Annotated in this window: 26 protein-coding genes and 1 tRNA gene; 4 read left to right on the top strand and 23 right to left on the bottom strand. The window is 43.2% G+C overall.

All coding sequences use genetic code 11. The annotated features are described in order from the left end of the window. Window positions 1-28: 28 nt before the first annotated feature. The 6 genes from flgE to PNC201_RS05705 all read right to left on the bottom strand — a co-directional run bounded on the left by flgE (window position 29) and on the right by PNC201_RS05705 (window position 5,078). On the bottom strand, window positions 29-1,429 hold the full coding sequence (gene flgE, locus PNC201_RS05730) for a flagellar hook protein FlgE (RefSeq protein WP_102056455.1): 1,401 nt from the start codon (window positions 1,427-1,429) through the stop codon (window positions 29-31). Between the two features lie 41 nt (window positions 1,430-1,470). After that, a complete protein-coding gene (locus tag PNC201_RS05725; RefSeq protein WP_010369284.1) occupies window positions 1,471-2,154 on the bottom strand; it encodes a flagellar hook assembly protein FlgD in 684 nt (227 codons plus the stop codon). A gap of 17 nt (window positions 2,155-2,171) precedes the next feature. Further along, a complete protein-coding gene (gene flgC / locus PNC201_RS05720) occupies window positions 2,172-2,603 on the bottom strand; it encodes a flagellar basal body rod protein FlgC (RefSeq protein ID WP_010606302.1) in 432 nt (143 codons plus the stop codon). Between the two features lie 2 nt (window positions 2,604-2,605). After that, entirely contained in the window at window positions 2,606-3,016 is a 411-nt protein-coding gene (flgB, locus tag PNC201_RS05715; protein ID WP_010369289.1) for a flagellar basal body rod protein FlgB, read from the bottom strand. 280 nt (window positions 3,017-3,296) lie between these two features. Then, a complete protein-coding gene (locus tag PNC201_RS05710; protein WP_010369291.1) occupies window positions 3,297-4,130 on the bottom strand; it encodes a CheR family methyltransferase in 834 nt (277 codons plus the stop codon). Window positions 4,131-4,145: 15 nt separating this feature from the next. Then, window positions 4,146-5,078: a chemotaxis protein CheV gene (locus PNC201_RS05705; RefSeq protein ID WP_010606301.1), complete on the bottom strand. Its 933-nt coding sequence runs from the start codon at window positions 5,076-5,078 to the stop codon at window positions 4,146-4,148. A 140-nt stretch (window positions 5,079-5,218) separates the two neighbouring features. Between PNC201_RS05705 and flgA the strand changes: the two genes are divergently transcribed. From flgA to flgN, 3 genes are all read left to right on the top strand, one after another. Beyond that, the gene (gene flgA / locus PNC201_RS05700) at window positions 5,219-5,926 is read left to right on the top strand and encodes a flagellar basal body P-ring formation chaperone FlgA (protein ID WP_102056454.1); all 708 of its coding nucleotides are present in this window, start codon (window positions 5,219-5,221) and stop codon (window positions 5,924-5,926) included. Between the two features lie 72 nt (window positions 5,927-5,998). Then, the gene (gene flgM / locus PNC201_RS05695; protein WP_010369298.1) at window positions 5,999-6,322 is read left to right on the top strand and encodes a flagellar biosynthesis anti-sigma factor FlgM; all 324 of its coding nucleotides are present in this window, start codon (window positions 5,999-6,001) and stop codon (window positions 6,320-6,322) included. Further along, a complete protein-coding gene (gene flgN, locus PNC201_RS05690) occupies window positions 6,315-6,743 on the top strand; it encodes a flagellar protein FlgN (RefSeq protein ID WP_102056453.1) in 429 nt (142 codons plus the stop codon). The genes flgM and flgN overlap by 8 nt, the downstream gene beginning before the upstream one ends. Window positions 6,744-6,817: 74 nt before the next feature. Here the strand turns inward: flgN and PNC201_RS05685 are convergent, their stop codons facing one another. Next, entirely contained in the window at window positions 6,818-7,294 is a 477-nt protein-coding gene (locus PNC201_RS05685; protein WP_010606298.1) for an LPP20 family lipoprotein, read from the bottom strand. A 204-nt stretch (window positions 7,295-7,498) separates the two neighbouring features. Here PNC201_RS05685 and PNC201_RS05680 point away from each other — a divergent pair, with 204 nt between their 5' ends. Continuing rightward, complete coding sequence (locus PNC201_RS05680; RefSeq protein ID WP_102056452.1) at window positions 7,499-8,695, top strand: flagellar assembly protein T N-terminal domain-containing protein; 1,197 nt, start codon at window positions 7,499-7,501, stop codon at window positions 8,693-8,695. Window positions 8,696-8,803: 108 nt separating this feature from the next. Here the strand turns inward: PNC201_RS05680 and PNC201_RS05675 are convergent. From PNC201_RS05675 to rppH, 16 genes are all read right to left on the bottom strand, one after another. Further along, window positions 8,804-8,878: transfer RNA gene (locus PNC201_RS05675), tRNA-Arg, on the bottom strand. A 333-nt stretch (window positions 8,879-9,211) separates the two neighbouring features. Beyond that, a complete protein-coding gene (locus PNC201_RS05670; RefSeq protein ID WP_233525222.1) occupies window positions 9,212-9,853 on the bottom strand; it encodes a FlgO family outer membrane protein in 642 nt (213 codons plus the stop codon). Window positions 9,854-9,863: 10 nt separating this feature from the next. Then, a complete protein-coding gene (locus tag PNC201_RS05665) occupies window positions 9,864-10,517 on the bottom strand; it encodes a FlgO family outer membrane protein (protein WP_017218092.1) in 654 nt (217 codons plus the stop codon). Window positions 10,518-10,531: 14 nt separating this feature from the next. Beyond that, a complete protein-coding gene (locus tag PNC201_RS05660; RefSeq protein ID WP_233525246.1) occupies window positions 10,532-11,086 on the bottom strand; it encodes a FlgO family outer membrane protein in 555 nt (184 codons plus the stop codon). Between the two features lie 81 nt (window positions 11,087-11,167). After that, window positions 11,168-11,773, bottom strand: coding sequence for an SPOR domain-containing protein (locus tag PNC201_RS05655; RefSeq protein WP_102056449.1), 606 nt, complete (start codon window positions 11,771-11,773; stop codon window positions 11,168-11,170). Beyond that, on the bottom strand, window positions 11,760-14,702 hold the full coding sequence (locus PNC201_RS05650; RefSeq protein WP_233525221.1) for a hypothetical protein: 2,943 nt from the start codon (window positions 14,700-14,702) through the stop codon (window positions 11,760-11,762). The genes PNC201_RS05655 and PNC201_RS05650 overlap by 14 nt, the downstream gene beginning before the upstream one ends. Before the next feature lie 19 nt (window positions 14,703-14,721). Then, window positions 14,722-15,444, bottom strand: coding sequence for a fimbria/pilus periplasmic chaperone (locus PNC201_RS05645; RefSeq protein ID WP_017218096.1), 723 nt, complete (start codon window positions 15,442-15,444; stop codon window positions 14,722-14,724). Window positions 15,445-15,507: 63 nt separating this feature from the next. Beyond that, window positions 15,508-15,966 (bottom strand): DUF4402 domain-containing protein, encoded by a 459-nt coding sequence (locus tag PNC201_RS05640; RefSeq protein WP_233525220.1) that lies wholly within the window; start codon window positions 15,964-15,966, stop codon window positions 15,508-15,510. 3 nt (window positions 15,967-15,969) lie between these two features. Further along, a complete protein-coding gene (locus PNC201_RS05635) occupies window positions 15,970-16,551 on the bottom strand; it encodes a DUF4402 domain-containing protein (RefSeq protein WP_010606289.1) in 582 nt (193 codons plus the stop codon). 99 nt (window positions 16,552-16,650) lie between these two features. Next, a complete protein-coding gene (locus PNC201_RS05630; RefSeq protein WP_102056447.1) occupies window positions 16,651-17,160 on the bottom strand; it encodes a hypothetical protein in 510 nt (169 codons plus the stop codon). A gap of 87 nt (window positions 17,161-17,247) precedes the next feature. Then, window positions 17,248-18,132, bottom strand: a complete 885-nt coding sequence (gene galU, locus PNC201_RS05625) for a UTP--glucose-1-phosphate uridylyltransferase GalU (protein ID WP_102056446.1) — start codon at window positions 18,130-18,132, stop codon at window positions 17,248-17,250. Between the two features lie 8 nt (window positions 18,133-18,140). Further along, window positions 18,141-18,974, bottom strand: a complete 834-nt coding sequence (locus tag PNC201_RS05620; protein ID WP_102056445.1) for a thymidylate synthase — start codon at window positions 18,972-18,974, stop codon at window positions 18,141-18,143. A 13-nt stretch (window positions 18,975-18,987) separates the two neighbouring features. Next, complete coding sequence (lgt, locus tag PNC201_RS05615; protein ID WP_102056444.1) at window positions 18,988-19,800, bottom strand: prolipoprotein diacylglyceryl transferase; 813 nt, start codon at window positions 19,798-19,800, stop codon at window positions 18,988-18,990. 9 nt (window positions 19,801-19,809) lie between these two features. Continuing rightward, on the bottom strand, window positions 19,810-20,619 hold the full coding sequence (locus PNC201_RS05610) for a sulfite exporter TauE/SafE family protein (protein ID WP_010369329.1): 810 nt from the start codon (window positions 20,617-20,619) through the stop codon (window positions 19,810-19,812). A gap of 47 nt (window positions 20,620-20,666) precedes the next feature. After that, entirely contained in the window at window positions 20,667-22,955 is a 2,289-nt protein-coding gene (ptsP, locus tag PNC201_RS05605) for a phosphoenolpyruvate--protein phosphotransferase (protein WP_017218101.1), read from the bottom strand. A 15-nt stretch (window positions 22,956-22,970) separates the two neighbouring features. Beyond that, window positions 22,971-23,495, bottom strand: a complete 525-nt coding sequence (gene rppH / locus PNC201_RS05600; RefSeq protein WP_010369331.1) for an RNA pyrophosphohydrolase — start codon at window positions 23,493-23,495, stop codon at window positions 22,971-22,973. Window positions 23,496-23,501 lie beyond the last annotated feature (6 nt).

Raw genomic sequence — 23,501 nt, 5'->3', positions numbered from 1 at the left:
TGTAGCAGCCTTTGGAGGGCATAATATATTATCGGATCTGTAATATATTTTGTTGTAATGTTGAGTTAACCTCAAGCGCTCGAGAGTTCGCTTGGAAGTTACGTTGGGCGCTGATAAGGTCAACTAACTCGTTTGTGAGGTTGACGTTCGATTGCTCTAACGCAGATGAACTAATACCACCGAGAGTACCTGTGTTTGGCTCGCCTGCAAGTGGCTCACCAGAAGATAGGCTCTTCTTCCACTCAGTATTACCAATCGCCTGAAGGCCTTGAGAATTCGGGAAGCGTACTAGCGCGACTTGCCCTAAGAACGTTGAGTCGCCGTTAGTATATGAAGCCACAACTTTACCATCAGTACCAATATCAATACCTGCTAAACGGCCGACGGTCGCACCATCTTGTTCCAATGCTTTGACTTCAAATCGACCTGATGAATATTGCGTTGGTAGCTTTTGAGCAGTATTTGCTTCATCACGCCAGTTAACAACAATATCATTCGGAAAAGTTGCACCGTTATCAAGCAAGTTTGACATACCGATAGTTGGGTCAACTGCATCTTGAGGTCCAGCAAGACTTAAGGGGTTAAATGTCGAGCCAGTATTGTTGTTAAAAACAAGCGGCGTAGCTGAAGGATCGGCAGCCGTCTGTGATGGAATACCGCTAGCATCGAAACGGAACACACTAACTGGCGTATAAGGAACAGGTGGTGTTGCTGCTGGATCAATTTGCTGCGCATTATGGTTAAAAGGTTTATCGTCCATTGTTGCGTAAGTAGACCACTCATTATCCGCTGTTTTTCTGAAGAATAACTGCAATGTATGTGATTCACCCAACGAGTCATATACCGTAATTGCTGTTCTTGAATTATATGAGGCACGTTGCTCAGGATCAAAAGCAATCGTAGGTGGTTGCGCAGTCGCATCTAGGTTAAACGAGGTATAGATTTGCGATGTTGCACGAGGAGAACCTGATGCATCTGGAATTTGAACGGGTGATGTTGTGCTTAAACTCAAAGACGTGGTATCACCTGTAGATGGATCGACTGGAAAGCCTTGCAAGTAATCACCCTTAGCATTCACGATAAAGTTGTCTTTGTTGAGCTTAAATGCACCCGCTCGAGAATAGGTGAAATCTTGTGACTGGAGCGAGTTTGACATGGCAAAATAGCCTTCGCCCTCAATCGCCAAGTCTAGCGAGTTTTGCGTAAACTTTAATGATCCTTGGTGAAACTGCTGTGCAACCATGGTAGTTTGTACACCATCGCCATTTTTCGTTTTGCCAGAGCTAAAAACCGAAGACGCGTAAACATCAGCAAATTCTGCGCGAGACTCTTTAAAACCCGTCGTGTTCACGTTAGCAATGTTATTTGCTGTTACGTCCAAGTCTTTTTGCGCGGCGGCAATACCTGTCAGTGCTATATTGAAACTCATACTCTCACCTCTAAGTTCTTAAGGTTAATTCTTTAAAACTACTATGCTATTTCAGCAATATCAGTTAAGCGCACCGCGCCTTCTTTGGTATTAATGACGATGCCGTTAGCACCATTAACATTAACACTGTCTATATTTCTAAATGTGGCCGACGGTAAAGTTTGATATTCACCTTCAATCATACCCTCCGCTTTTATGGTGTATTCACCTGGAGGCATCATCTCACCGTCTTTATTTTTACCATCCCAATCGAATCGCACAGCGCCCACACTTTGTTCGCCAAATTCAAGCGTCTTTACAAGCGCTCCAGATTCATCATAGATACCCACTGATAGATTCTGAACTGGTTCCTGTACAATCACAGAACCTTTTGTAAGTGCATCGTCACCATGTTCTAACGTCGTTGATTCGAGTAATGCTTTCTTACCAATCAGCGTTGATGCTTGAAGCGCCGAGTTAGAAGTCATCGATGCAGCTAACGAGTCAAAGTTCTCATTTAACTTTGAGATCCCCTCGGCCATGGTAAAACTTGTCATCTGCGCGATCATTTGATCGTTGTCCGCAGGCTTACTTGGATCTTGGAAAGAGAGCTGTTGAGTAAGCAGCGAGAAGAAATCTTCTTGCGATAGCTCATCTCTGGGCTTTTTCTCCTCGGCCTGTTTCTGCCTGTCCCAGTAGAGTGAATCTACACCCGTTGAAGAAGTGGCATTTACATTATTACTCATCAGCTGTTACTCCCAATTTAGCGCTGGCCTAGTTGCAATGTTTTACTAAGCATTTGCTTTGCAGCATCTGCAACTTGAACATTGGTTTGGTAAGAGCGAGAAGCAGAAATCATGTTTGCCATCTCCTCTACCACATTCACATTCGGTTTATAAATGTAGCCATTTGCGTCAGCACTTGGGTGGTTTGGGTTATATTCAACTTGAAGCGGCTTATCGCTCTCAACCACACCTAATACTTTTACTCCAACTGACGATCCCGCGACATTGCTTTGGGAAGCTGAAGCTTTGGAAAGTTCAGCGGCAAATACAGGGTGTCTAGCGCGATAAACATTATCTTGACTAGAACTCACTGAGTTTGCGTTCGAGATATTACTTGCGGTGGTATTTAGTCGCACATTCTGTGCACTCATCCCTGAACCCGCAATATCGAAAACGTTATATAAACTCATAATTATGCCCCTTGTCCGCCGAGTGCCTTCTTAAGGCCACTGAACTTACCACCAAGAAATTGCAAACTGGCTTGGTACTCTAATGCATTCTGTACATACAAATTTCGTTCCACTTGTATATCTACTGAGTTACCATCACCTGTATCTGCTTGATTTGGCGAACGATATAGTTCAGATGAGTTACTCATTTTAGTACCACCACTGAGGTGTTTTGCATCTGTTCTAACCATATCATTGCCGCTTCTTTGCATTGTCTTTGCCGCTTTCAAAGCACTAGCAAAGTCGATATCTTTAGCTTTGTATCCTGGAGTGTCTGCGTTTGCGATATTGCTTGCTAGAATTTCAGCGCGTTGTGAGCGAAGCAGCATAGTATGCTGATGTATACCCAACGCTTTATCGAAACTAATTGCCATTATCTGACTCCAAAAAATTGACTCAGGTATGACAAAGCAATCTTTAGGCCAGTTTTAAGGTTAAATTTATCCCTTAAATTTCATACAATTAAACTATATTTTTGGAATAATTAAACTTGAATCAATGTTGAGTCGGTAACGTAAATAAGAGCAAATATTCGAATAATTGACAACTTGGCTGAAGCAATTTGAGGCTAAAAGGTAGGAGATGGTTATTAGAATTACGTTACACATTGCAAATACTAGCTATAGCGACTATCCCTGCCGCTATATGTGAGTATTAAGTCTTTTTCTGATAGATAATCCCAGGATTACAACGGATCATATTAAAGTCGTCACTCAACCCCGCCATCGATTCCGACGCCCCTAAAAACAAATAGCCATTCGGGTTTAACGACTGAGCAAATTGCGAAATGATTTTGGCTTTCACTTCAGGTGAAAAATAGATCAGGACGTTACGGCAGAAAATAACATCAAACTTACCCATCAACGCGTAAGAATCTAGCAAGTTTAAATGTCTAAAGCTGACCATTTTACGGATAGGTTCAACTACCTTAGCCATTCCATTACCGCTATCCATAAAAAACTTCTTTCTGCGCTCAGGCGACAACCCTCTCGCCAACGCCAACGCGTCATATTCAGCATTCTTACACATATCAAGCATCGTGTTAGAAATGTCTGTACCGACGATCTGAACACCCATTTTCAGCGCGCCTGGGCTTTTACTCACATATTCACTCGCAGACATCGCAATTGAATATGGCTCTTGTCCTGATGAACTTGCCGCCGACCAAATCTTAACTGGACGTCTCAAGTCTTTAAACTCTGGTAAGATTTTCGATTTAATTAGCTCGAACGGATAAGTATCCCTAAACCAAAGTGTTTCATTCGTTGTCATCGCATCCACCACAGCGGCACGCAATTGCCGCTCATGGGGACTGAGTGTTTTAGCTACTAAAGACGATAGTGTTTCCACACCAAAGCGAGCCATCAGAGGAGCGAGTCGGCTTTTGACCAAGTACAATTTATTGTCACCCAGTACAATACCGCACTGTTGCTCCAAAAAGGTTCTAAATTGGTCGTACTCTTTTTGCTCTAAATGCTTATTTTCCAAGTGCTACCACCAGCTTTAATCACAATGAACCCATTTTTTAACCGCTGAAGCTAATTCATCTGGGTTAAACTTAGCAATAAAATCATCAGCGCCAACCTTCTCAATCATGGCCTGATTAAATACACCACTCAGTGAAGTATGGAGTATCACATGCAATGGCGCTAATTTTGGATCAGCTTTTATTTCAGCCGTTAGCGTATAACCATCCATTTCTGGCATTTCAACGTCAGAAATCAATAGCCCAACTCGCTCGGTGACATTATTTTGACAGTCCATTTCGGCAATTTCACGAAGCCTGATAAGTGCTTCTTTACCATTCTTTGCCAGCTCAGTCTGAACACCTAATGGCTCCAATGCACGTTTGACCTGATTACGAGCAACCGCAGAGTCATCAGCGATAAAGACAATACGTTCGCCTAAATCTTTTTGCATTTCACCATCAGAGACAATGTCAGCACTGACTTCCGTGTTGATCGGGCAAATTTCATTGAGGATCTTTTCTACGTCTAATATTTCAACTAGCTCGTTTTCAATTTCTGTAACCGCTGTCAAATAGGAATAACGGCCTGCCCCAGATGGCGGGGGCATTATTTTTTCCCAGTTCATATTCACAATGCGTTCTACCGCACTGACTAAAAAGCCTTGAACTGAACGGTTGTATTCCGCAATTACAATAAAACAATTGCGAATATCTTGAATAGGAGGCCCACCAACCGCAAGTGACATGTCAATTACGGATATTGTTTGGCCTCGAATATGAGCAACCCCTCGAATCAAAGGGTTTGACTTGGGCATGCTTGTCAATGCTGGACATTGAAGCACTTCTCGGACTTTGAAAACGTTAATGCCGAAGCGCTGTCGACCTTGAAGTCGAAAAAGTAATAGCTCGAGACGGTTTTGTCCAACCAGCTGTGTACGTTGGTTAACCGAGTCTAAAATACCTGCCATTTCAATCTCCTACTGTATAAACCGCTAATCGGAACGATCTTTGCTTCGACTCTGATATGGTTTACCACCCTTGATTAGGTGCAGTTATTAAAGCAGAATCTTTATACCTTGTTTCACCCCATAAGCATAGTCGAAACATCATGAGTTTGTTAAAAAAAACCCATTACATTCAGTTTTTTTGTTTGTTCGCTTATTTTATAGGCGTTGACTATGGTTATTGTCAGCAATATGACAACAAAACTTTAGAACAAAGCGCAATAGAATTTGTTGAACCAAATGTAGAGCAAGATCCCGACAGCCAGCTATCACTAACTGCTATACCACTTGATTCAAGAATTCCAGCAAGGGATTGTCAATCGCCGTTGCAATATAGTACAGCAATGACTCCGCCTTTTGACACTCAAGTGACAGTACAAATTAGATGCAACGATACCCTCAGCTGGACTCAATACGTCCACGTGCGTATCGATCACCTCTTCCCTATTTTAGTTAGCGCGACCATGTTAGAAAAAGGCCGTGTTATTCAGGATGGCGATGTGAAAATAGAGTATCAGCCGAAACGTTTTCGTAGAGTTTCCTATATAGAAGATAAGTCGATACTAATAGGCAGTAGAAGCAAACGTAATATCAGAGAAGGTCAAGCCTTTACTCAGGCTCATATTTGTATGGTCTGCAAAGGCGATACGGTGACGATTATTGCTAAATCAGGTGGGCTTGTGATCAAAACTCAAGGAGAAGCGCAGCAAGATGGCAACCGTGGTGAACTTATTAATATTAAAAACGCTCGCTCTGGCAAAACCTTACGTGCTAGAGTAATAGAAGTGGAAACAGTAGAGGTGAATTTATAAAAAATTTGCTAAAGTAATACTATTAAACGCCGATAACAAGGCTGAGAGTATAATTTTATTGGGTCTACAATCATGGTTAATCAAGTTAACGGTCAGAATCAGTCTACATCCGTTGCTAATAATGTTAAGCAACAGAAGGCTGAATTGCAAAGAAATGATGCTAATAGTGCGTCAGTTAAATCACCAGCTACACCGAAAGCAGCTGCGGATTCAGTGAGCCTGACTCCACAAGCGCAACAGCTGAAAACGGTCAACGAAAAAGCGCAGCAGTCATCAGGCTTTGACGACAAGAAAGTCGAAGAACTGAAAAAAGCGATTGCAGAAGGCAAGTATCAAGTTGACGCGGAAAAACTAGCCAAAAACATAGCTGCATTTGAGTTCGAAATATATGGATGATTTGGTTCGGCTCTGCCACCACAAACTTTCAGAACAAATCTCGACGCTAGAAGCGATGACCCAGCTTCTGGCTCGTGAGCTTGACGAGCTCGCGTCTCGGCGTGGCGACAACTTAAAAGAAATCGCTCGTGAAAAGCTAACTCTCATTTCAAAACTGCAAAAGCTCGACAATGAATTGTCAAAAACTGAGTCTCACGTCTTTGAAAGCAGTGAAGTAGCCCCGCTCGTTGCTAAAGTGCGAGCACTACTCAGTGAGTGCCAAACCAAAAATGAAATCAATGCTAAAACGGCTCATCAGGCTAATGTAAGCACACGTGAACTAAAAGGGATCTTAATTGGCGCACCAACTTCGATTACATATGGTCAAGATGGCAGCGTGAAAAGTAGCGACAGTGAATTGGTACGTAACCTAAAGGCGTAGCCACGCCTGTCGTATTTTAGTATTGAAGAACAATCGAAGTGAAGCGCATTAAGTAAGCGATATGTGATGAGTGCTTACTTAAAGCTATAAGATATCTTCTTAATTTTCTGCGGCTTGACTTGAGTAATATACAAATCATAAACGCGTTTCATATCAAGCTCTAACTCCGTCGCGTAAGTATCACCAACTGCGTAACTTTTCAGCACCTTAGCCCCACGAACAAGTCCATTTACTTGGCTCTTAAGACCGTCGTTTTGCGCAACCGCTCCTTTTACCGTAATAGTGGATGTCAAATTCTGGCCATACAGTTGCTCAGCCAATTCACGATACGCTTCTAATTTTGACACTTTAATGGCCATTAGCTGCTTCTCACCCGCAGTTTTACCCGGCTGAGCACTCAAAGGAGCGTACCCCACAGCCCGTAAAACAGGAAAAGTTTCCGGTTGCACTGTTTCATATTCAATATGCTTATCAACGAGGCTTGAACAGCCGCTGAGCCCTGCTAGCGAACAAACCATAACAACTGAACTGATAGAATTAGTGATACGCATTTCACCACACTCCGCTACAATATATACCAATCAAAATTAAGCACTTCCCCAACATCTTGGTCTCGCAAGGGTTGTCGTGGTTTCATTGAGTATTGGCAAGAAATAAAATTAACTTTCATAATGTATGATTATGCACGAACCTTGCCAAAATTTGGCACAGGTATTGCTGAGTTGAAGAGTAGTTTTTGATCTGGGCATTTAAACATGAAAAAGCAATTCGCGACCAGTCTATCACTGTTGTGTATCACCCTGGTTCATCCAGCTTATGCTGAATGGTTTGAAGTTACCGGCATAGCTGACGTTAAAAATGGCGACCATCAAAAAGCCAAAAGAAAGGCGGTAAATGACGCCATCACACAAGCTTTGCTGTTTTCTGGCGCTTCGGTGAGTAGTGTGCAAACCGTCACCGATGGTGTACTCACCCAAGATCAACTTAAGATCCGCTCAAATGCTGAAATCCAAAGTGCCAACGTAATTGCTGAAGCAAAAGTTGGTGACTCATGGCAGGTGACATTACATATCGATATTACCCCACAGAGTGCTCAGTGCCCTACTAGTGCTTACGACAAACAGGTTGCAGTCACACAAAGTCAGTTAAAAAATAAACACCAAGCAACACTAGGTCAAATTTTTGACATAAATAAAGCGGTGAGCGAGCGCCTATACCAGACAATGTCTGAACAAAAGTTGAGCTTAGAACCTGTTCCTTATTTCGCACAGACCATAGACGTTAACCGCTTTTTCAGCCAGCGGTTTGATTATAATGAACAGCTAATCGAGACCATTACGGCAAATACGAACAGCCAATTTGTATTACTGAGTCAAATTACTGATATTGCAGGTGTCGATAAACTTAATAGCGACTTCGCATTTTGGCAAAGTGATAAATATTTAAGAAGCTTCAAGGTAGACTTTGCGCTGTTTGATGCACTTTCTCATGAAAGGGTGTGGCAAAAGCAATATGCCACTCAAGGCGTGTGGCCGTTTAAGAAGACCAAATTAATTGATGTGTACAGTGAGCGCTTTTGGCAGACAGATTATGCTGATGAGATCCAAACCACGCTGACACAAATCGCAACTGATTTAAACGCAGCGGTGGCCTGCTTACCAACCAACGGCAAAATCCTACATATCGATGATGAACAAGTCGTTATTAATTTGGGCCGCATGCATGGCTTAGAGAATGGCCAGATCCTTAACGTAGCGCATAGTAATCCGCTGACTAATATCGATGGTAAAATATTTATGCATCAAATTAAAACCATTAATAAACTGCAAGTGATCCAGGTGAATGCGCAAAACGCCATTGCGGTAAATATCAGTAATCGCCCACTTCACAATGTGCAAATTAATGATTTGGTTGAAATTCAAATAGAAAATGAAAATGAGTTTGAACTGTAAGGTTAAGACTACCTATGACGCTGACAAGATTTTCGACGACTTTACACACTCTACATCATGCTTCCGCCGCCCATTTACTTTGGTAATTCCACGCAAAAGTGATACCAATGGCGTCCCCAGTAGGAATCGAACCTACATCTAAGCCTTAGGAGGGCCTTGTTTTATCCATTAAACTATGGGGACAATCTCTAAAGTCAGATAACAATCGCCTTTTTTGACCTTCACTAGCGGGATCTGCGGTACTTAATACCAATGAAAGTCGAGAATTGTTGATTCTCTGTTGTACTGCATCTCAGTGACTTCGCTTTAGTATACTGATCTTAATGAACTTTTAAAGGTTAATAGTCAATTTATTCGCGGTAATAAATGAGCTGGCTCAGTAGGTGAATACGCAGCAGTTAAGACCCACTACTGCGCTATCAGTTACTTCACTTGAGGTGTGAATAAGAAGTAGGATAGTTCTTCGTTTAATAAAACCTAAACGGTATTTTCTTCTAAAAACCGCTATTTGAAGTACTACCTTGCAGCGGTTGCCTGATCATCAAGGATAAAATACGGGATGGTCACCACCGTGCTTGCGATCACTAAGTTAGTGTTAAACTCTAACAATCTTGCATTTACCTCCACGCCTCGTGGACGGTAAACCATAGTGCCTGTGAGCAAATGGCTGGGAGATTGCGTGTTTTTCAAGCGGCTTGCTTTACGCGAAAAAGTCAAGTCACCACTGGATGTCACTTCAATTTTCCCCAATGCTTTAAAGTCTAACGCTTGATAACCCAGCTTTTGCATTTGATGCATTAAGGACTCAGCCAATTGGTTTCCTAGCTGGTTTGTATCCCTTAATGATTCATTAAAGTTGACAAAACTGGCTACCGCTATCGACTCAGGCTTTTGCCCTAATACAGTATCTGACAGTTCCAACGCAATTTGATTGGCGTAGTTAGCAATTTCTTTGCGATGACGATAGCTAACGAAACCAATATCTTGCAATACCGAGGCTTGTGAATCTTCATTACGCTCTTGCTCTTCCATCATGGCATACAATATTTCCATGTCGGATTGCTGCGTTTCTGTAGGTTCGGAAGCCGTTTGTTTTGTCATTTCGCAGCCACCGAGTAATGCAAGTGTCGTCGCGAATAGCACTACATTTTTCATCATCGCCTCCGAATTAGTTCGCACGCTCTATACGAATGCCATCGTATGCCGCACCATCTTGTAGGGCGTTAACTACGTTTTGCGGTAAAAAGCCTTGAGCAGAACCCACGACACTTTTACTTCTAAGCCCAACCACTCTGGCATTAACCATAACCCCGCCCTGATGATTCACCAAAGTACCACCTAGCACATACAAAAAAGGATGGTCGTCAGATAGCTCTAAAAAGTCACGGCTAAAAATGAAATCGCCTTCAGGTGTCACCCGGATATAGTCTGTTGTTTTAAAGTCCACAACAGGGATCCCAAATGCATGAAGCTCATGGATAAAGCTTTCAGCCAACTGGTTACCCAGCAAGGAACCTTTATCAAATTCTTTATCTAAAAATACAAAGCTTGTCACTGCTACCGGCGTTTTCTCATTCACGTGTTTCAAGTTTGCAACCATGTCTTGCATAATAGACTGGACATAGTGAGTGACATTTTTACCAGCCATTTGCTGAGAAACAGAGAATTGTTTCATACCGTTTGGATTACTTTGATACATCGAAGATTTTTCAAAGCCATTACGCACGGGCTCAGCCTGAGCATTATCCACCGCAAAAAAGTTACTCTGAGCACAGCCAACCATCAATGAAAGCGGCAAAACCAAACTTAATACTTTTTTCATTACTTTCATCTCCACTAATATTGGCTTCGTATAATCTGACCGTCACGATTTGTGACACGCTCCGTACCCCACATAACAGCTTTTGGAATGCTGATTGATGCGGCTGAGACGGCTCGATTATGTAACGTATCGACCAGACGCGCATTGACCAAATAGATATCCCGACTTTCTACGATTGTCCCGACCACCACGAGGTCAATTTTCTGGCGCTGATTCAGCACATTCAATTCTCGACTTAACATACTATCGGCAGAACTTTGTAAAGATAAAGCGTTTCTGAGTCGATATTCCACGACATCTGCCCCCATTTGACTTAAATGGGTCATGAGGGATTCTTGCAAGGCCACGCTCAAGCCTGAACCTTGCCCAGCAACGGTATCATCCAGCTGATTAGCCTTAAAAAAACTTGTCACAGCAACCGTTGAGTTCGGCTTGAACGGCCGTACATACCGCCCGAGTTCCGCGGCTAACTGAGCGCCAAACCCATCTAAGTCAGGTAAGATTTCTTGCTGCTGGGTCGCTTCTCTTTTGCCGACCTGTTGGCTGTTTGTACACCCTGCCAACAACATAATCACTATGAGTGCTAGATATTTCATTTCACCAAGCCCACGATAAACTTATTGGATAAAATGCAAAATACGCACCAAGTTTTAAAGTCGATGACTGGTGTAATGGCTAACCAAACAGCTTAAACCTGCACGCTTAAGTTGCTGGCAACCTTTGTATGCAGAGGCCTTATCTGCAAATGCACCTAATTTGAGCCGATAATATTTCGTATTTTGAATATCTATTTGCTCGATATTCACTTCGCTTGTTGCAAAGTCTTGCGGTAACTTATCCTTGAGTTGCTCGTAGGTTTGCCTAAGCTTGGTATATTCCGTTGTAGAGGCCAATTGAATTGCGAATTCAGCTATCTCGACAGGCTGTTCTTGTTTCTCGGTGGGCTTTGTTTTTTGCTCTATCACTTGCTCGGGTTGCTCTGCTAAAAGCTCAGCATACTTTTGCTTTGCAAGCGAATTTGATAGCTGCATCGCAATAACATCTAAATCTTCCTGCACTTCTTCAAACTTAGCAACCTGCTGTTTTAGCGCTCTGAGCTGTTCTACTTCTTGTTGTAAGGTGCTTACCTGCTGTTCCAGTAAAGATAGCTGCTTCTTCATTTGTAATGAGTCAAGTTGACTCTTGCTCGCAGTTGCTTGGCAACCACTTAACGCAACGAAACTGAGCATAATGAGATGCCACTTAATTGATTGCATTGTTTTCTCTTTCATAAATAGTTAAGGCTTCCACCGTGCAAGAAACTTTGAAGGGAAGTAGATTTTGGCAAATATTTGCCGCATTTTGTGTGGTGTCATCTCTTAATATAAGTAAATAAGTGGCGTCGCCTTCTTGTTGCGCATACCCAAAACCACCGCTTAATAACGCGGGATAACGCTTAGCCAAAATCGCCGCATACACTTTTAATATCGTTAATGTCTTGAAGCGTCCAACTACAGCAAACTCTTGCGTGGTTGCGCGCTGTCGTTGTAATTCGTGATTTACATCAAGCAGCAAGTCTCCCTCTGCACTTAACTCCACTTCTATCTGTTGAGTACTGGCTACCGCGAGCCTTTTCGCATCACTTATCGCTGTACGGTAAGTCCCAGGCTTCAAACTAGTAAATACATAGTAGCCGTCATATGCCGTCTGAGTGCGCGCGACTTCGTTACCCATTTCATCAAGTAAACTAACGGTGGTGAACCCTGCAGGTCGGCGCTCAGTACCCTCATTGATTTCAACAATACCTTCAACTTCCGACGAGTTTACAAATGGTATTTCAACATATTCAATATGACCGGGTCTTGGAGTGAATGAAAAGCCATCGTTAGCGGGAATTAAAAAGGGTTCGGGGATCGTTTCTTTGTCAACAATAATATCTGTTCGTTTGTAATTAACCATTGCGGGTAATAGAGCCACACCGTCGTCGTCAGTTTTACCTTGTGCAAAGTTTTGCAATGCTTTTATAGTTACCCCCTTCAGCGGTAACTCCCCATCGTCAAGATAGCCGTTATTATTTTGGTCGATAAAAGCACGAATCATCAAAGAGCCAAACTGCGACAAGCGTTTGCCAGTTAAAAAAACCTGATCTACGGTTTCGCCTGCTCCAATACTTACTTGTCCAGAGAGGCCTAGTTGCCAGTTATCATCGTTATCGTATTGCAAGTCTGTTAACAACCGAAACTTATCATGGTTCCAGCTCAATCCAAGTTCGGTTTTATAGTATTCCGCAGCAAAGTCTTTGTATAAGGTAATGCCAAGAGCAAGCTCAGGACTTAGCGCTTTGCTCAACTCTAGCTCAGCGGCTGTAATTTCATTAGCAGGTTTTATGTCATACCAAGTAGTAAAACGACTATATATCCCAAAAATCCTTCGCTGCCAGCGCAAGTAGCCACTCACATCGCTGGCTTGATCTGTCTGCGCTTGCCACACAAATTGGTTACTGAAAGTGCCCCAATAATTCCCCGTGCTAAACAGCAGCGACGCTTGCTCGGTGGTGTCTATATTAGCTCTATTAAGCTGAAAGTATTCAGCACGATAGTAAATTTTAGCGGCATCAAAAAGAGACCAATCTCCCGCCGCCGTTAATTTTATCTCGGTCGCATTTTCATCCCGTTCTAAATCTTCCTTTAGCTCAAATTTAGCACCTACCTGCTGGCCAAATAGACGGGTTCGAGTATTTGCAGAGAGACGTTGGTTCGCTTCGCTCTTACTATAGTCAACATCCAGTAATAGTCGTTTATTAATATTGGTGTTAAATCCTGTAGAAAAGTATTGTTCTGAGGCGCTATTTTTTACACCTTGACGATGCTGCAAGCCTGCATACACCGCAAAATTTTTAGTAAGACCGTAGTCAAATCGACCATTTACCTGCCAGCTTGATGCTCCTGATACCGCAGTCTTGTCGCCCAGTATACTTTTGCCCGTCTCAGTAATTGATACGGCAAAAAAGCCTTCATCTTCGTTTACGGTGCTCTGTTCAACATAATAGGTCTGCACTTCTTTTGATACTTGACCTTGCCCTCCATACATCACCAGTTCAAAGGTATTTTCACCAAATAGTAAATCAATATTTTCAAACTCATAGCGCCCAGATTGAACATTATTTTCTTGCCCTATTAGCAATCCATTTCGATAAAGCTCTACGTCCCACCCTACCTGAACAGGACCTGAGATGACAATACGCTGACGGTTAGTGCGGCTATCTAACGGCGCGTTACTGAAGTTCACTCCTCGCCCTTCTTCATTTAGCGCATCAACTCCAACTTGAACACTCTGTACATCACCGAGCGATACCTTGGTAAAGTTGCCAAACGGTAAAACATCGGCTTTTTTAGAAGCACGGTTTAGGGATAATCGTGAGCGATTAATCACATCTCCCTCTCTACCAGCAATAAAATACTGAGCTTGCCAATAGGCGATGTCTTGCGAACCAATAAGGGAATAAGACGTCTGACTAATGTCTTCAGTCACCTGCGCATTTATCTGAGCATCCAGCACTGGTTTACCGATGCTTTGATAAGGACTTGGTCGCCACGGTAATGTTGCGCTGGCATTGCGGTCAAACCTGACAACTTCTCTTCCTAATCGCTGTTGCTGCGCTTCTATTGGCAGAATTAGCCTACTTTTAACCGTAAGAGATAAATCCTGTATATCGGTAAACAGGCTCACATCGAATAAGGTCGCAACGATATAATCGGCGAGAAATACCTCACCATTGATAACCTGAACTTCCTTATCACTCAATTGCGTTCGCTGCCCTTTGCTCTCAACTAAATGCGCTTTGGCATTAAGACTAAAGGTGTTTTCAGGTGCGAAGAACCAGCCATCAAAAGTTCCTGATACATCTTCTGATACCACAAAGCCCAAAGCTGAAAACAAGCTCAAGAGTTCCACATTGACGCCTTGTTCCGACGTCACCGCGATCACTTCACCTAAATATAAATTTCCTTTATAAGCGGATAAAAACAGTTCCGTACCAACATCAACCCGAGAGACCACCCGCTCACTTTGCTGTATCGCAAGTTTTGCTTTCACTCGTTCAACCCGTTCTAATAGCTGTTGCAAAGTATCAACCTGCGATGCCATAGCAGGTTGATAGCATAGTATGCCAATTAGTAACGCGCGCCAAATAGCGGGGGCTCTCATTACGTTCGCTTACCCTAAACTACAAAGATACCGAATCATCTACAAAGGTGCGGTCAGTGTACTCCTCATCACCCACATACTTGATTAAGACCTTGCCTGATGGCCCAAGCTTAATTGCAGGGTCTATCGAGAATTCTACACTCCTTTGATTAAGCTCTGGATATACGGCAAACTTATTTAATACTCCGATCCGCACTGGTTTAACGTCATTTTTCCCCTGCCAATAAGCGGATAATTCGCCAAAGCTACTATATTTCCCGGTTCGATTAAGTAGTACCGTAATTGCCTGACGACCATTTTTCGCGTTGCTTACAATGACATCCTCAAGCTGTACTTGCGGGTTCGCATCGCCAACTCGTAGCATCACCGGAATGCTATAGCTCATCAGCACGTCAATATTGATACCTTCTTGCAGCTTGCCTTTATTATTCGGCAGCTCCCTAAAAAGCAAATGTGAGCGATACTCTCCTTGTTCCATATTCGCCTTTCTGCGCACAGCCAGCTTTATTACCTGACGCTCACCAGGCCCTAGTGTTACTTGCCTAGGTGAAATACGAATGAAATGGCTTGCAGCCATAGGGTTCATTTTTTGCTCGGCAAAGTTGGCATAACCACCTTCTTTAAGTGCTAGCTTCTCTTGAAATTCAAGTCGATAAGATTTGGTCACATCACCATTATTAATGATTGTAACCCTCTCAATTCTCTGACGCTCTTCGAAAGCAACCCGTGTTGGGGTGATCATCAGATTGGCGCTTACTTTACAGCAACAAAACAAAAGCAGCGTTAATATTAATTTATTCATAATTTAGTAAGACAAAGTTATTTCAACGTTCAAGGTTTGCACTCCATCCGATAGCGATTTACCATTGCCAGCAAAGCGCAATTGACCACCGACCTTAAACTCACCAGACCCAACACTATCGGTGTAAATCGCCTTCTCGTGATACAGCTCTGTCAATTGGAAGGCATCGGATGCACCAAGATTCCAATATCCAAACCAGTCGTTGTAAATGGTAGATTGGACGCTAATTTGGCGATTGTGAGGAAAATCGGTCAAGAGGATTTCTGCCGCATGACCAAACTCTACGAATAGAATATTGCTTGAGGTTTGTGGCCTAACATTAGGTTCTATTGTCACAGTGCCTGCGCTATTTTGGTCAATAATCGCAATAGTGCCAAAGCTCAATTTCTTAACGACCGATATATCTTGAGCTTTGGCCCAGTGACTGGCAAAAAGCAATGCCAGTACCATGTAACGCCACATGTTTTAGTAAGCGATTTCGATATCAACTTTACTGGTGTATACACCACCACCATACGTATCTGTTCCAGAAAGTGCTTTCGTACTTAATGTCGCACCAACGGAAAGCGTTGCGGCACCATTTGCATCAACCCTAAACTTGTTGTTTGTCACTTCACTATTAGGCTGTGCACCACTTACCACATAAAACTCAAAATCCTTTAAATCAAAAGAGGCATTACCCACGCTATCAACCGTAGTTGCGGCCGGAACTGTAATCGTTAGCTCAGTGTTTGGCGCTGCATCAGTAATATTGATAGAGCCTGCTCCACCTGTACTAATAAGGTTTATTACTGCGTCACCAGTATTCTTGATTTCAGGATCGGTCAGTGTTGGATCCGCCTCAATCTTCATCGTGGCGACATCAGCTGCATCGCCCTGCACTCGAATGATACCGAAATCAAGCGGATCACCAGCTTCCGCTGAAAATAAGTTTTTAACTTCTACTTTAACTTCAAGACGGGCAGTATCTTTAGCAATTGCTGAAGAAGTAAGTAAAGCAGCGGAAATAGAGCTTGCAACAAGCGCAGATTTAATCAGTGTTTTCATCTTTAAATTCCTTTAGGAGTCATTTTTATCATCACCGCAATGCCATTTTTTTGGTGACTTATTGTTTATCGTTCCCAAATGGGAAAACTTTAGTAAAAATTAAAGCATTAATCTCCTACAATCAATGCTTTGGATAGAAAATAGTCTACAGTAGATTTTTGCTTCTTGAGTTGATCTTAATCCAGAAACTGTTGCCCAATCCCACATTTCAAATGCTTGAATTCGAAATTCTGCCTCAGAGAATATACTAGGAAACTTTCGCTTTACTGCCGCTAATAGCGCTTGATGTTGCTCAACTTGAGGCATGGAATTGATGGATATTGGAAACAACTTGAGTTGAATTCCAGTCGTTTGATTCGCCTTTTGTTTACTGGCGGAATAACGCTTAACCTCTACGTCAGTAGTCGATGCTGCTTGGATATTATCGACGCTAGCTTGAGACTCTAACAAAGTCAGCAGGTTTGAGAGATCCTGTTCTAACGAGCTCAATCGCTTAATACTTTTGAGCTGTTGCTCACTTAACTGCGAGGGCTGTTGAACTGAATGACTACAGCCACCTAAGGTGATTACAGAGCCGAGTAGTAAAAGTTTAAAAAACTGAATATTCACAATAAGTTATAACAAAAATCCATTTTCTGCTATGGTACATAAATCGCGGTAAATAACCAAATGCTTTTACCGCAAATATCGGTACATTTAACTTTTTGCAATAGAGTCGATAAGAGAAGCAAGCTCAGTTGAATACTCTTCTCTTCGCATCGCATGCTCAACTATCGCTTTTAAATAGCCAATTTTACTTCCGCAATCATGGCTTTTTCCACGTAGCGAGTATGCATCAACTTGCTCTCGCTCCATCAACATGGCAATCGCATCGGTCAATTGAATTTCACCACCAGCACCTAGCGGTGTTTTTGCCAAAAGTGGCCAAATAGATTTATTTAACACGTAACGACCAACAACAGCTAAGTTTGAAGGCGCATTTTGTTGTTCAGGCTTTTCGACAATAGACTGCATTGCGCCTGACTCTCCTTGCACTAGCGCTGCTCCTCCCAAATCCACAATACCAAACTGGGAGACGAGTTCAGGCGCTACCGCTTCTACCATCACTTGGCTATTACCTGACCCTTTAAAACGCGCGATCATATCAGCAAGATTATCTTTTGTTAGATCGCATGCAGCGTCATCGACCAATACATCGGGCAGCATAACCACAAAGGGCTCATCGCCAATCACAGGTGCAGCGCAGTTGATGGCATGACCAAGGCCACGAGCCTCACCTTGACGCACATGGATCAGCGTAACGCCTTTGGGGCATATAGATTGTACTTCTTCTAGCAGCTGACGCTTCACCCGTTTTTCCAGTGTTGCTTCCAACTCAAAGCTTTTATCAAAGTGGTTTTCAATTGAGTTTTTACTTGAATGGGTTACCAGGACAATTTCTTTGACGCCAGCGGCCGCTGCTTCATCTACCACATACTGGATCAGAGGCTTATCGACAATTGGCAGCATTTCTTTTGGAATGGCCTTCGTCGCAGGTAACATGCGAGTGCCAAGACCCGCCACTGGAATAACGGCTTTCATAAATGCTCCTAAATCGCGACCGGTGCCTTTATATGCGGATGACATTCGTAGTTCACCAACTCAAAGTCTTCAAACTTAAAACCAAATATGTCTTTTACTTGAGGGTTGATCTGCATTTGCGGCTTCGCAAACGGCGTTCGGCTTAACTGCTCTTCAACTTGTTCCATATGGTTTAGGTATAAATGGGCATCGCCGAAAGTATGTACAAAATCACCCACTTCTAAGTCACAAACTTGTGCAATCATCATCGTTAACAGCGCATAGCTTGCGATGTTAAAGGGCACACCTAAGAAAATATCCGCACTGCGCTGATAAAGCTGGCAAGAAAGTTTGCCATCTAGTACATAAAATTGGAATAACGTGTGGCAAGGTGGCAACGCTTGTTTGCCCATCGCTGCATTTTCTTTCGGTGAATAGTTAGTATCAGGCAAAAGCGCAGGGTTCCAAGCACTCACAATCAGGCGACGAGAGTCAGGGTTGGTTTTGATTTGCTCTACAACATCTTTGATTTGATCTATCACTTCACCATTTGGCCCCGTCCAAGAGCGCCACTGGCTGCCATAAACTGGCCCTAAGTCCCCTTCATCCGTTGCCCAGCCATCCCAAATGCTAACGCCATTTTCCTTTAGGTATTTGATGTTAGTATCGCCTTGCAAGAACCAAAGTAGCTCGTGGATAATCGAGCGTAGATGACACTTTTTCGTCGTTACAAGCGGAAAGCCTTCTTGCAAGTTGAAGCGCATCTGGTATCCAAAAACACTCACTGTGCCAGTGCCAGTGCGGTCTTCTTTTTTTGTGCCATTATCACGCACATGGCGCATCAGTTCTAAATATTGCTTCATTGTTCGCTACTCTTTAACTTTTAACTTGCTCGTTAGATGGGTTGCTACCTTCTCGCTTATATGCCCATACCATAAGGATAGCCCCTGCAATCACCATAGGGAGGGATAAGATCTGACCTTGAGAAATAAAGCCACCATATAAGCCAATATGTGCATCTGGTTCACGGAAATACTCGATTGAGAAGCGGAAGACACCGTAACCGGCTAAAAATAGACCTGCTACGCTGCCCGCTGGGCGCGGTTTTTTTCTAAACCATACCAACATCACAAACAATACCAACCCTTCAAAAAACGCTTCATAAAGTTGCGATGGGTGGCGCGGCTGTGGTCCGCCCGTTGGGAAAATAAATGCCCAGGGAACATCCGTTACACGACCCCATAATTCGCCATTAATGAAGTTACCGATACGACCAGCAAAAAGCCCAACAGGCACCATAGGAACGACAAAGTCACCTACCGATAAAATCGAACGTTTGTTTTTAAGCGCATACACGATAATTGCCGTGATAACGCCCAATGCACCGCCATGGAAAGACATACCGCCTTGGTCCACCCTAAACAAATAAAGCGGGTTTTCAATAAAATGAGAGAATTGATAAAACAACACGTAACCAATTCGCCCGCCCAAGATCACACCGAGCATACAGTAAAAAACTAGGTCGCCAACTTGGTCTTTATTCCAACCAGAGTCTGGTTTTTTTGCTTCTTTCCCTGCCCACCACATGGCGAACATAAAGCCGATTAAATACATTAATCCATACCAACGAACACTTAACGGTCCGATGGAGAAAATCACAGGGTCTATCTGTGGAAACTGCAAAGCCATAGCCTTTCCTTAATTCATTAACATATTGCCAGCGATAACAATGAGTAACGCCGCAAACACTTTCTTAATCGTTGTGACTGGTAAGTGGTGCGTAGCTTTAGCACCAATAGGTGCCATAAACCATGAAGTTGCCACTATACCAAACAAAGCCGGTAAATAGACAAAACCTAAAAATCCATGTTCAATATCCACATGTTGGCTGCCAGAGGCGATATAGCCAAAGGAGCCAAAGATAGCGATAACAATACCACTGGCAGACGCACATCCTATCGCTTTTTTCATATCAACAGAGAAAAATGTCAGTAGTGGGACGATTAATGCTCCCCCGCCGATACCAATCATTGCAGACAGCGCCCCCGTTACCGAGGTTAGCATCGCAAGTATCGGTCCTTGCGGTATAACTCTGGTTGATTGTGGCGGTCTTCTGGAACTCCACGCCATTTTCAATGCAATGCCCACAACACTAACCACAAAAATAATTCTGACGAGTTTTTCAGGCAACATCACTGCGGCAAAACCACTGCCCAACGCGCCGACTGCCACACCTAACATCACCCATGGAGCAATGTGCCATGGAACATTGTCATTTTTATGATGCGCTTTGGCTGAAGATGTCGAAGTGAAAATAATGGAGGCGAGAGACGTCGCAATTGCAACTAACACCACTTGATCTGTGGGTATAACATTAAATTTGGTCAAGATGACAGATAAAATAGGGACTATCAGCAGCCCGCCGCCGATACCAAGTAGACCTGCCAAAAAGCCAACTGCACAGCCGAGCAAAGCGCAAAGTACAACGATGAGTATAATAGTTTCCATCAACAAGCTCTTATTCTTATAGCGCCGTAATGGTAGCGTAAATAGCCTTAAGAAGCACCCTTTGCTTGGTGGCTGGTATAGAGTAATTCTGCAAAATGATGTTCTATCATAAATTCTTTAATAATTCGGCGCACTTGCTTAGATGACGGCTGTGCTAAACAATTTTCAAGTAAAGCTTCCATATCCGTTACTCTCAGTCTACGTAACACCCATTTTACTTTGTTCAGTGATGAGATATTCATGCTCAAACGGCGATACCCCATTGCAATAAGCAAGATTGCTCCCTCAGGCTCACCGCCTAATTCTCCACACAGGCTAAAAGGCAGCTCGTGTAATTCACACTGCTGTGCAATCTGGTTTAACACTCGTAATACACTGGGGTGATAAGGGTCAAAAAGATCCGCTACTTGCGCGTTGGTTCTATCAACGGCTAATAAATACTGCGTCAAATCGTTACTGCCCACAGAGCAAAAATCAATTTTTTTCGACCACTCAGGTAACAAGTACACGCTAGACGGTACTTCGAGCATCACGCCGATTTCTGGTCGGTCGATGGTATAAAAAGGATCGGCCCATTCGTCTTGCAACTCAAAACAAGCCTGCTCAATGAGTGCCATCGCTTCATCTATTTCCTCACTATGACCCACCATAGGCAACATGATCTGTAAGTTGCCAAGACCTGCGTTTGCTTTGATCATCGCTTTGATTTGATCCAAGAAAAGTTCGGGGTGATCCAGCGATACACGAATGCCCCGCCATCCTAAAAATGGGTTTTCTTCTTTGATATCAAAGTAATCTAGAATTTTGTCGCCACCGATGTCTAAAGTCCGCATCACTACGGGCTCAGGGTGATAACGTGATAACACCTCGCGATACCAGACTTCTTGCTCCGATTGTGTTGGGAATTGGCCTTTTTGCATAAACCAAGACTCAGTACGATAAAGACCAACGCCATCGCAATAACTGGCGCTTAATGTCTCGGTCGATAGATCAAGCCCAGCATTTAAGAGTAAATTTATACGCTCACCATCGAGTGTTATAGGCGGCAAATCATGTTCCGCTTCAAACTTATCATGCAGAATGTTGTCTTTACGTTTGATTTCAACGTACTCATTGACCAACATTTGCGAAGGCGAAATATAAAGCCTCCCAGAATACGCATCCATGATCATAGACTTACCATCAAACTGTAATAATGGAATGTCTTCTATGCCCCAAATAGCGGGAACGCCCATCGCGCGAGTGAGAATGGAGGCATGAGAATTGGCCGAGCCATGCACACTGACTACCCCTTTGAGCTTTTCTTTTGGTACTTGCGCTAACATAGTCGGGGTCAAGGTATGGGCGATTAGAATCGTATTATCTGGATAGTGTTTTACAGCTTGCTCAGTTGAGACTAAATGCTGGAGCACGCGCAGGCCAATATCATTAACATCAATCGCACGCTCTTTGATATAAGGATCACTCATCATATCAAACTGAGCCACAAGCTTTTCGATAACAAGCTTTAGCGCGGTTTTTGCGTTCCAGCCTTGTTGTATCTCAGACTCCACTTGTTTACCTAAACTCTTGGCATCCAAAAGTTGCTGATAAACTTCAAACACAGCTACCGCTTCTTTTGGAATATCATCACTCAGAGTTTTGGCTAAAATATGGAATTCTTGCCGAGTCGCGGCAACCGCTTGATGAAACAGCTGAATTTGCTGCTGAATATTGTCACTATGCTGCGGTTCAATACTCGCAAAATCAATATGGGGTAACACCACATAACCATCACCTAAGGCAATACCTGGTGCACTCGATACCCCTTTTAACACTGAGGTTCTGTGACTGCTTGCATCTTGTTGAAGTAAAGTTTGAATTTCGGTGTTGGCAAGCTGTGAAGCCAATTGCGCTGAAAGCGTAATAAGAAAGGACTCTTCATCATGGCTAAATACACGAGCAATCTTTTGCTGCACCACAATAACCCCAAGCACTTTACGCTGGTGTACAACGGGCACTGATAAGAAAGCATTGTAGCCTTCTTCATTGACCTCAGGTGACAATTTGAATCTTGGATGTGATTGGGCGTGGGCAACGTTAATTGGCTCTTCACGCTGGGCAACAAGACCGACTAGGCCTTCGGTAAATCCCATTCGGAATTTTCCGATTGCTTCAGGGTTTAAGCCATCCGTTGCCATCAGGATAAAGTTATCTTGACTGTAATCGGCAAAATAAACTGAGCAGCATTCAGTGTGCATGGCATCTTTGACCATAGTAACAAAGCAATTTAACGCGCTTTGTAGGTCACTTTGCTGTGCCACTGACTCAGCAATCGATCTTAACGTTGCTAACACCTGCTGCTCCTATTTTTATCGTTTTGTGCGCCAGAAATCCTTCTGCCCTTGCTGTTCACGTTTACCAAATGGCATCGCAAACGGAGCGAATTCCTTCATCACTCGACGATAGACATCACGCTTAAACGATACAACTTGACGTACTGGATACCAATAGCTAACCCAGCGCCAATCATCGAACTCAGGGTGATGCGTACGTAATAAGTCTACGTCTTCATCTTTACACCTAAGTTTCAATAAAAACCATTTCTGCTTTTGCCCGATACAAACTGGGCTTGAATCTCGTCTAATTAACCTTTTTGGTAGTTTGTAACGTAACCAATGTTTAGAACTTGCTACTATTTCAACATCTTCTGGCCTAAGTCCAACTTCTTCATGAAGTTCACGATACATCGTTTGCTCAGGTGTTTCCCCTTGATCTATTCCGCCTTGAGGAAATTGCCAAGAGTGTTGTCCGTAACGACGGGCCCAAAAAACCTGCCCCTGATTATTACAAATCACTATTCCGACATTGGCACGAAACCCTTCGGCATCAATCACCTTAGT

This window comes from Pseudoalteromonas sp. NC201 (assembly GCF_002850255.1).
GTDB lineage: Bacteria > Pseudomonadota > Gammaproteobacteria > Enterobacterales > Alteromonadaceae > Pseudoalteromonas.
This window is presented reverse-complemented; position numbering and strand designations above follow the sequence as displayed.

Bases quoted from the DNA above. Each gene is read 5' to 3' on its own strand.
- PNC201_RS05660 (WP_233525246.1), bottom strand. From the start codon at position 11,086: ATGTTGTTGGCAGGGTGTACAAACAGCCAACAGGTCGGCAAAAGAGAA.
- flgM (WP_010369298.1), top strand. From the start codon at position 5,999: ATGGTTAATCAAGTTAACGGTCAGAATCAGTCTACATCCGTTGCTAAT.
- PNC201_RS05650 (WP_233525221.1), bottom strand. From the start codon at position 14,702: ATGAGAGCCCCCGCTATTTGGCGCGCGTTACTAATTGGCATACTATGC.
- PNC201_RS05610 (WP_010369329.1), bottom strand. From the start codon at position 20,619: ATGGAAACTATTATACTCATCGTTGTACTTTGCGCTTTGCTCGGCTGT.
- PNC201_RS05680 (WP_102056452.1), top strand. From the start codon at position 7,499: ATGAAAAAGCAATTCGCGACCAGTCTATCACTGTTGTGTATCACCCTG.
- galU (WP_102056446.1), bottom strand. From the start codon at position 18,132: ATGAAAGCCGTTATTCCAGTGGCGGGTCTTGGCACTCGCATGTTACCT.
- PNC201_RS05685 (WP_010606298.1), bottom strand. From the start codon at position 7,294: ATGCGTATCACTAATTCTATCAGTTCAGTTGTTATGGTTTGTTCGCTA.
- flgE (WP_102056455.1), bottom strand. From the start codon at position 1,429: ATGAGTTTCAATATAGCACTGACAGGTATTGCCGCCGCGCAAAAAGAC.
- PNC201_RS05655 (WP_102056449.1), bottom strand. From the start codon at position 11,773: ATGCAATCAATTAAGTGGCATCTCATTATGCTCAGTTTCGTTGCGTTA.
- flgB (WP_010369289.1), bottom strand. From the start codon at position 3,016: ATGGCAATTAGTTTCGATAAAGCGTTGGGTATACATCAGCATACTATG.
- lgt (WP_102056444.1), bottom strand. From the start codon at position 19,800: ATGGCTTTGCAGTTTCCACAGATAGACCCTGTGATTTTCTCCATCGGA.
- flgA (WP_102056454.1), top strand. From the start codon at position 5,219: ATGAGTTTGTTAAAAAAAACCCATTACATTCAGTTTTTTTGTTTGTTC.
- PNC201_RS05665 (WP_017218092.1), bottom strand. From the start codon at position 10,517: ATGAAAAAAGTATTAAGTTTGGTTTTGCCGCTTTCATTGATGGTTGGC.
- flgN (WP_102056453.1), top strand. From the start codon at position 6,315: ATGGATGATTTGGTTCGGCTCTGCCACCACAAACTTTCAGAACAAATC.
- PNC201_RS05670 (WP_233525222.1), bottom strand. From the start codon at position 9,853: ATGATGAAAAATGTAGTGCTATTCGCGACGACACTTGCATTACTCGGT.
- PNC201_RS05635 (WP_010606289.1), bottom strand. From the start codon at position 16,551: ATGAAAACACTGATTAAATCTGCGCTTGTTGCAAGCTCTATTTCCGCT.
- PNC201_RS05645 (WP_017218096.1), bottom strand. From the start codon at position 15,444: ATGATCACCCCAACACGGGTTGCTTTCGAAGAGCGTCAGAGAATTGAG.
- PNC201_RS05705 (WP_010606301.1), bottom strand. From the start codon at position 5,078: ATGGCAGGTATTTTAGACTCGGTTAACCAACGTACACAGCTGGTTGGA.
- PNC201_RS05620 (WP_102056445.1), bottom strand. From the start codon at position 18,974: ATGAAGCAATATTTAGAACTGATGCGCCATGTGCGTGATAATGGCACA.
- PNC201_RS05725 (WP_010369284.1), bottom strand. From the start codon at position 2,154: ATGAGTAATAATGTAAATGCCACTTCTTCAACGGGTGTAGATTCACTC.
- PNC201_RS05640 (WP_233525220.1), bottom strand. From the start codon at position 15,966: ATGTGGCGTTACATGGTACTGGCATTGCTTTTTGCCAGTCACTGGGCC.
- flgC (WP_010606302.1), bottom strand. From the start codon at position 2,603: ATGAGTTTATATAACGTTTTCGATATTGCGGGTTCAGGGATGAGTGCA.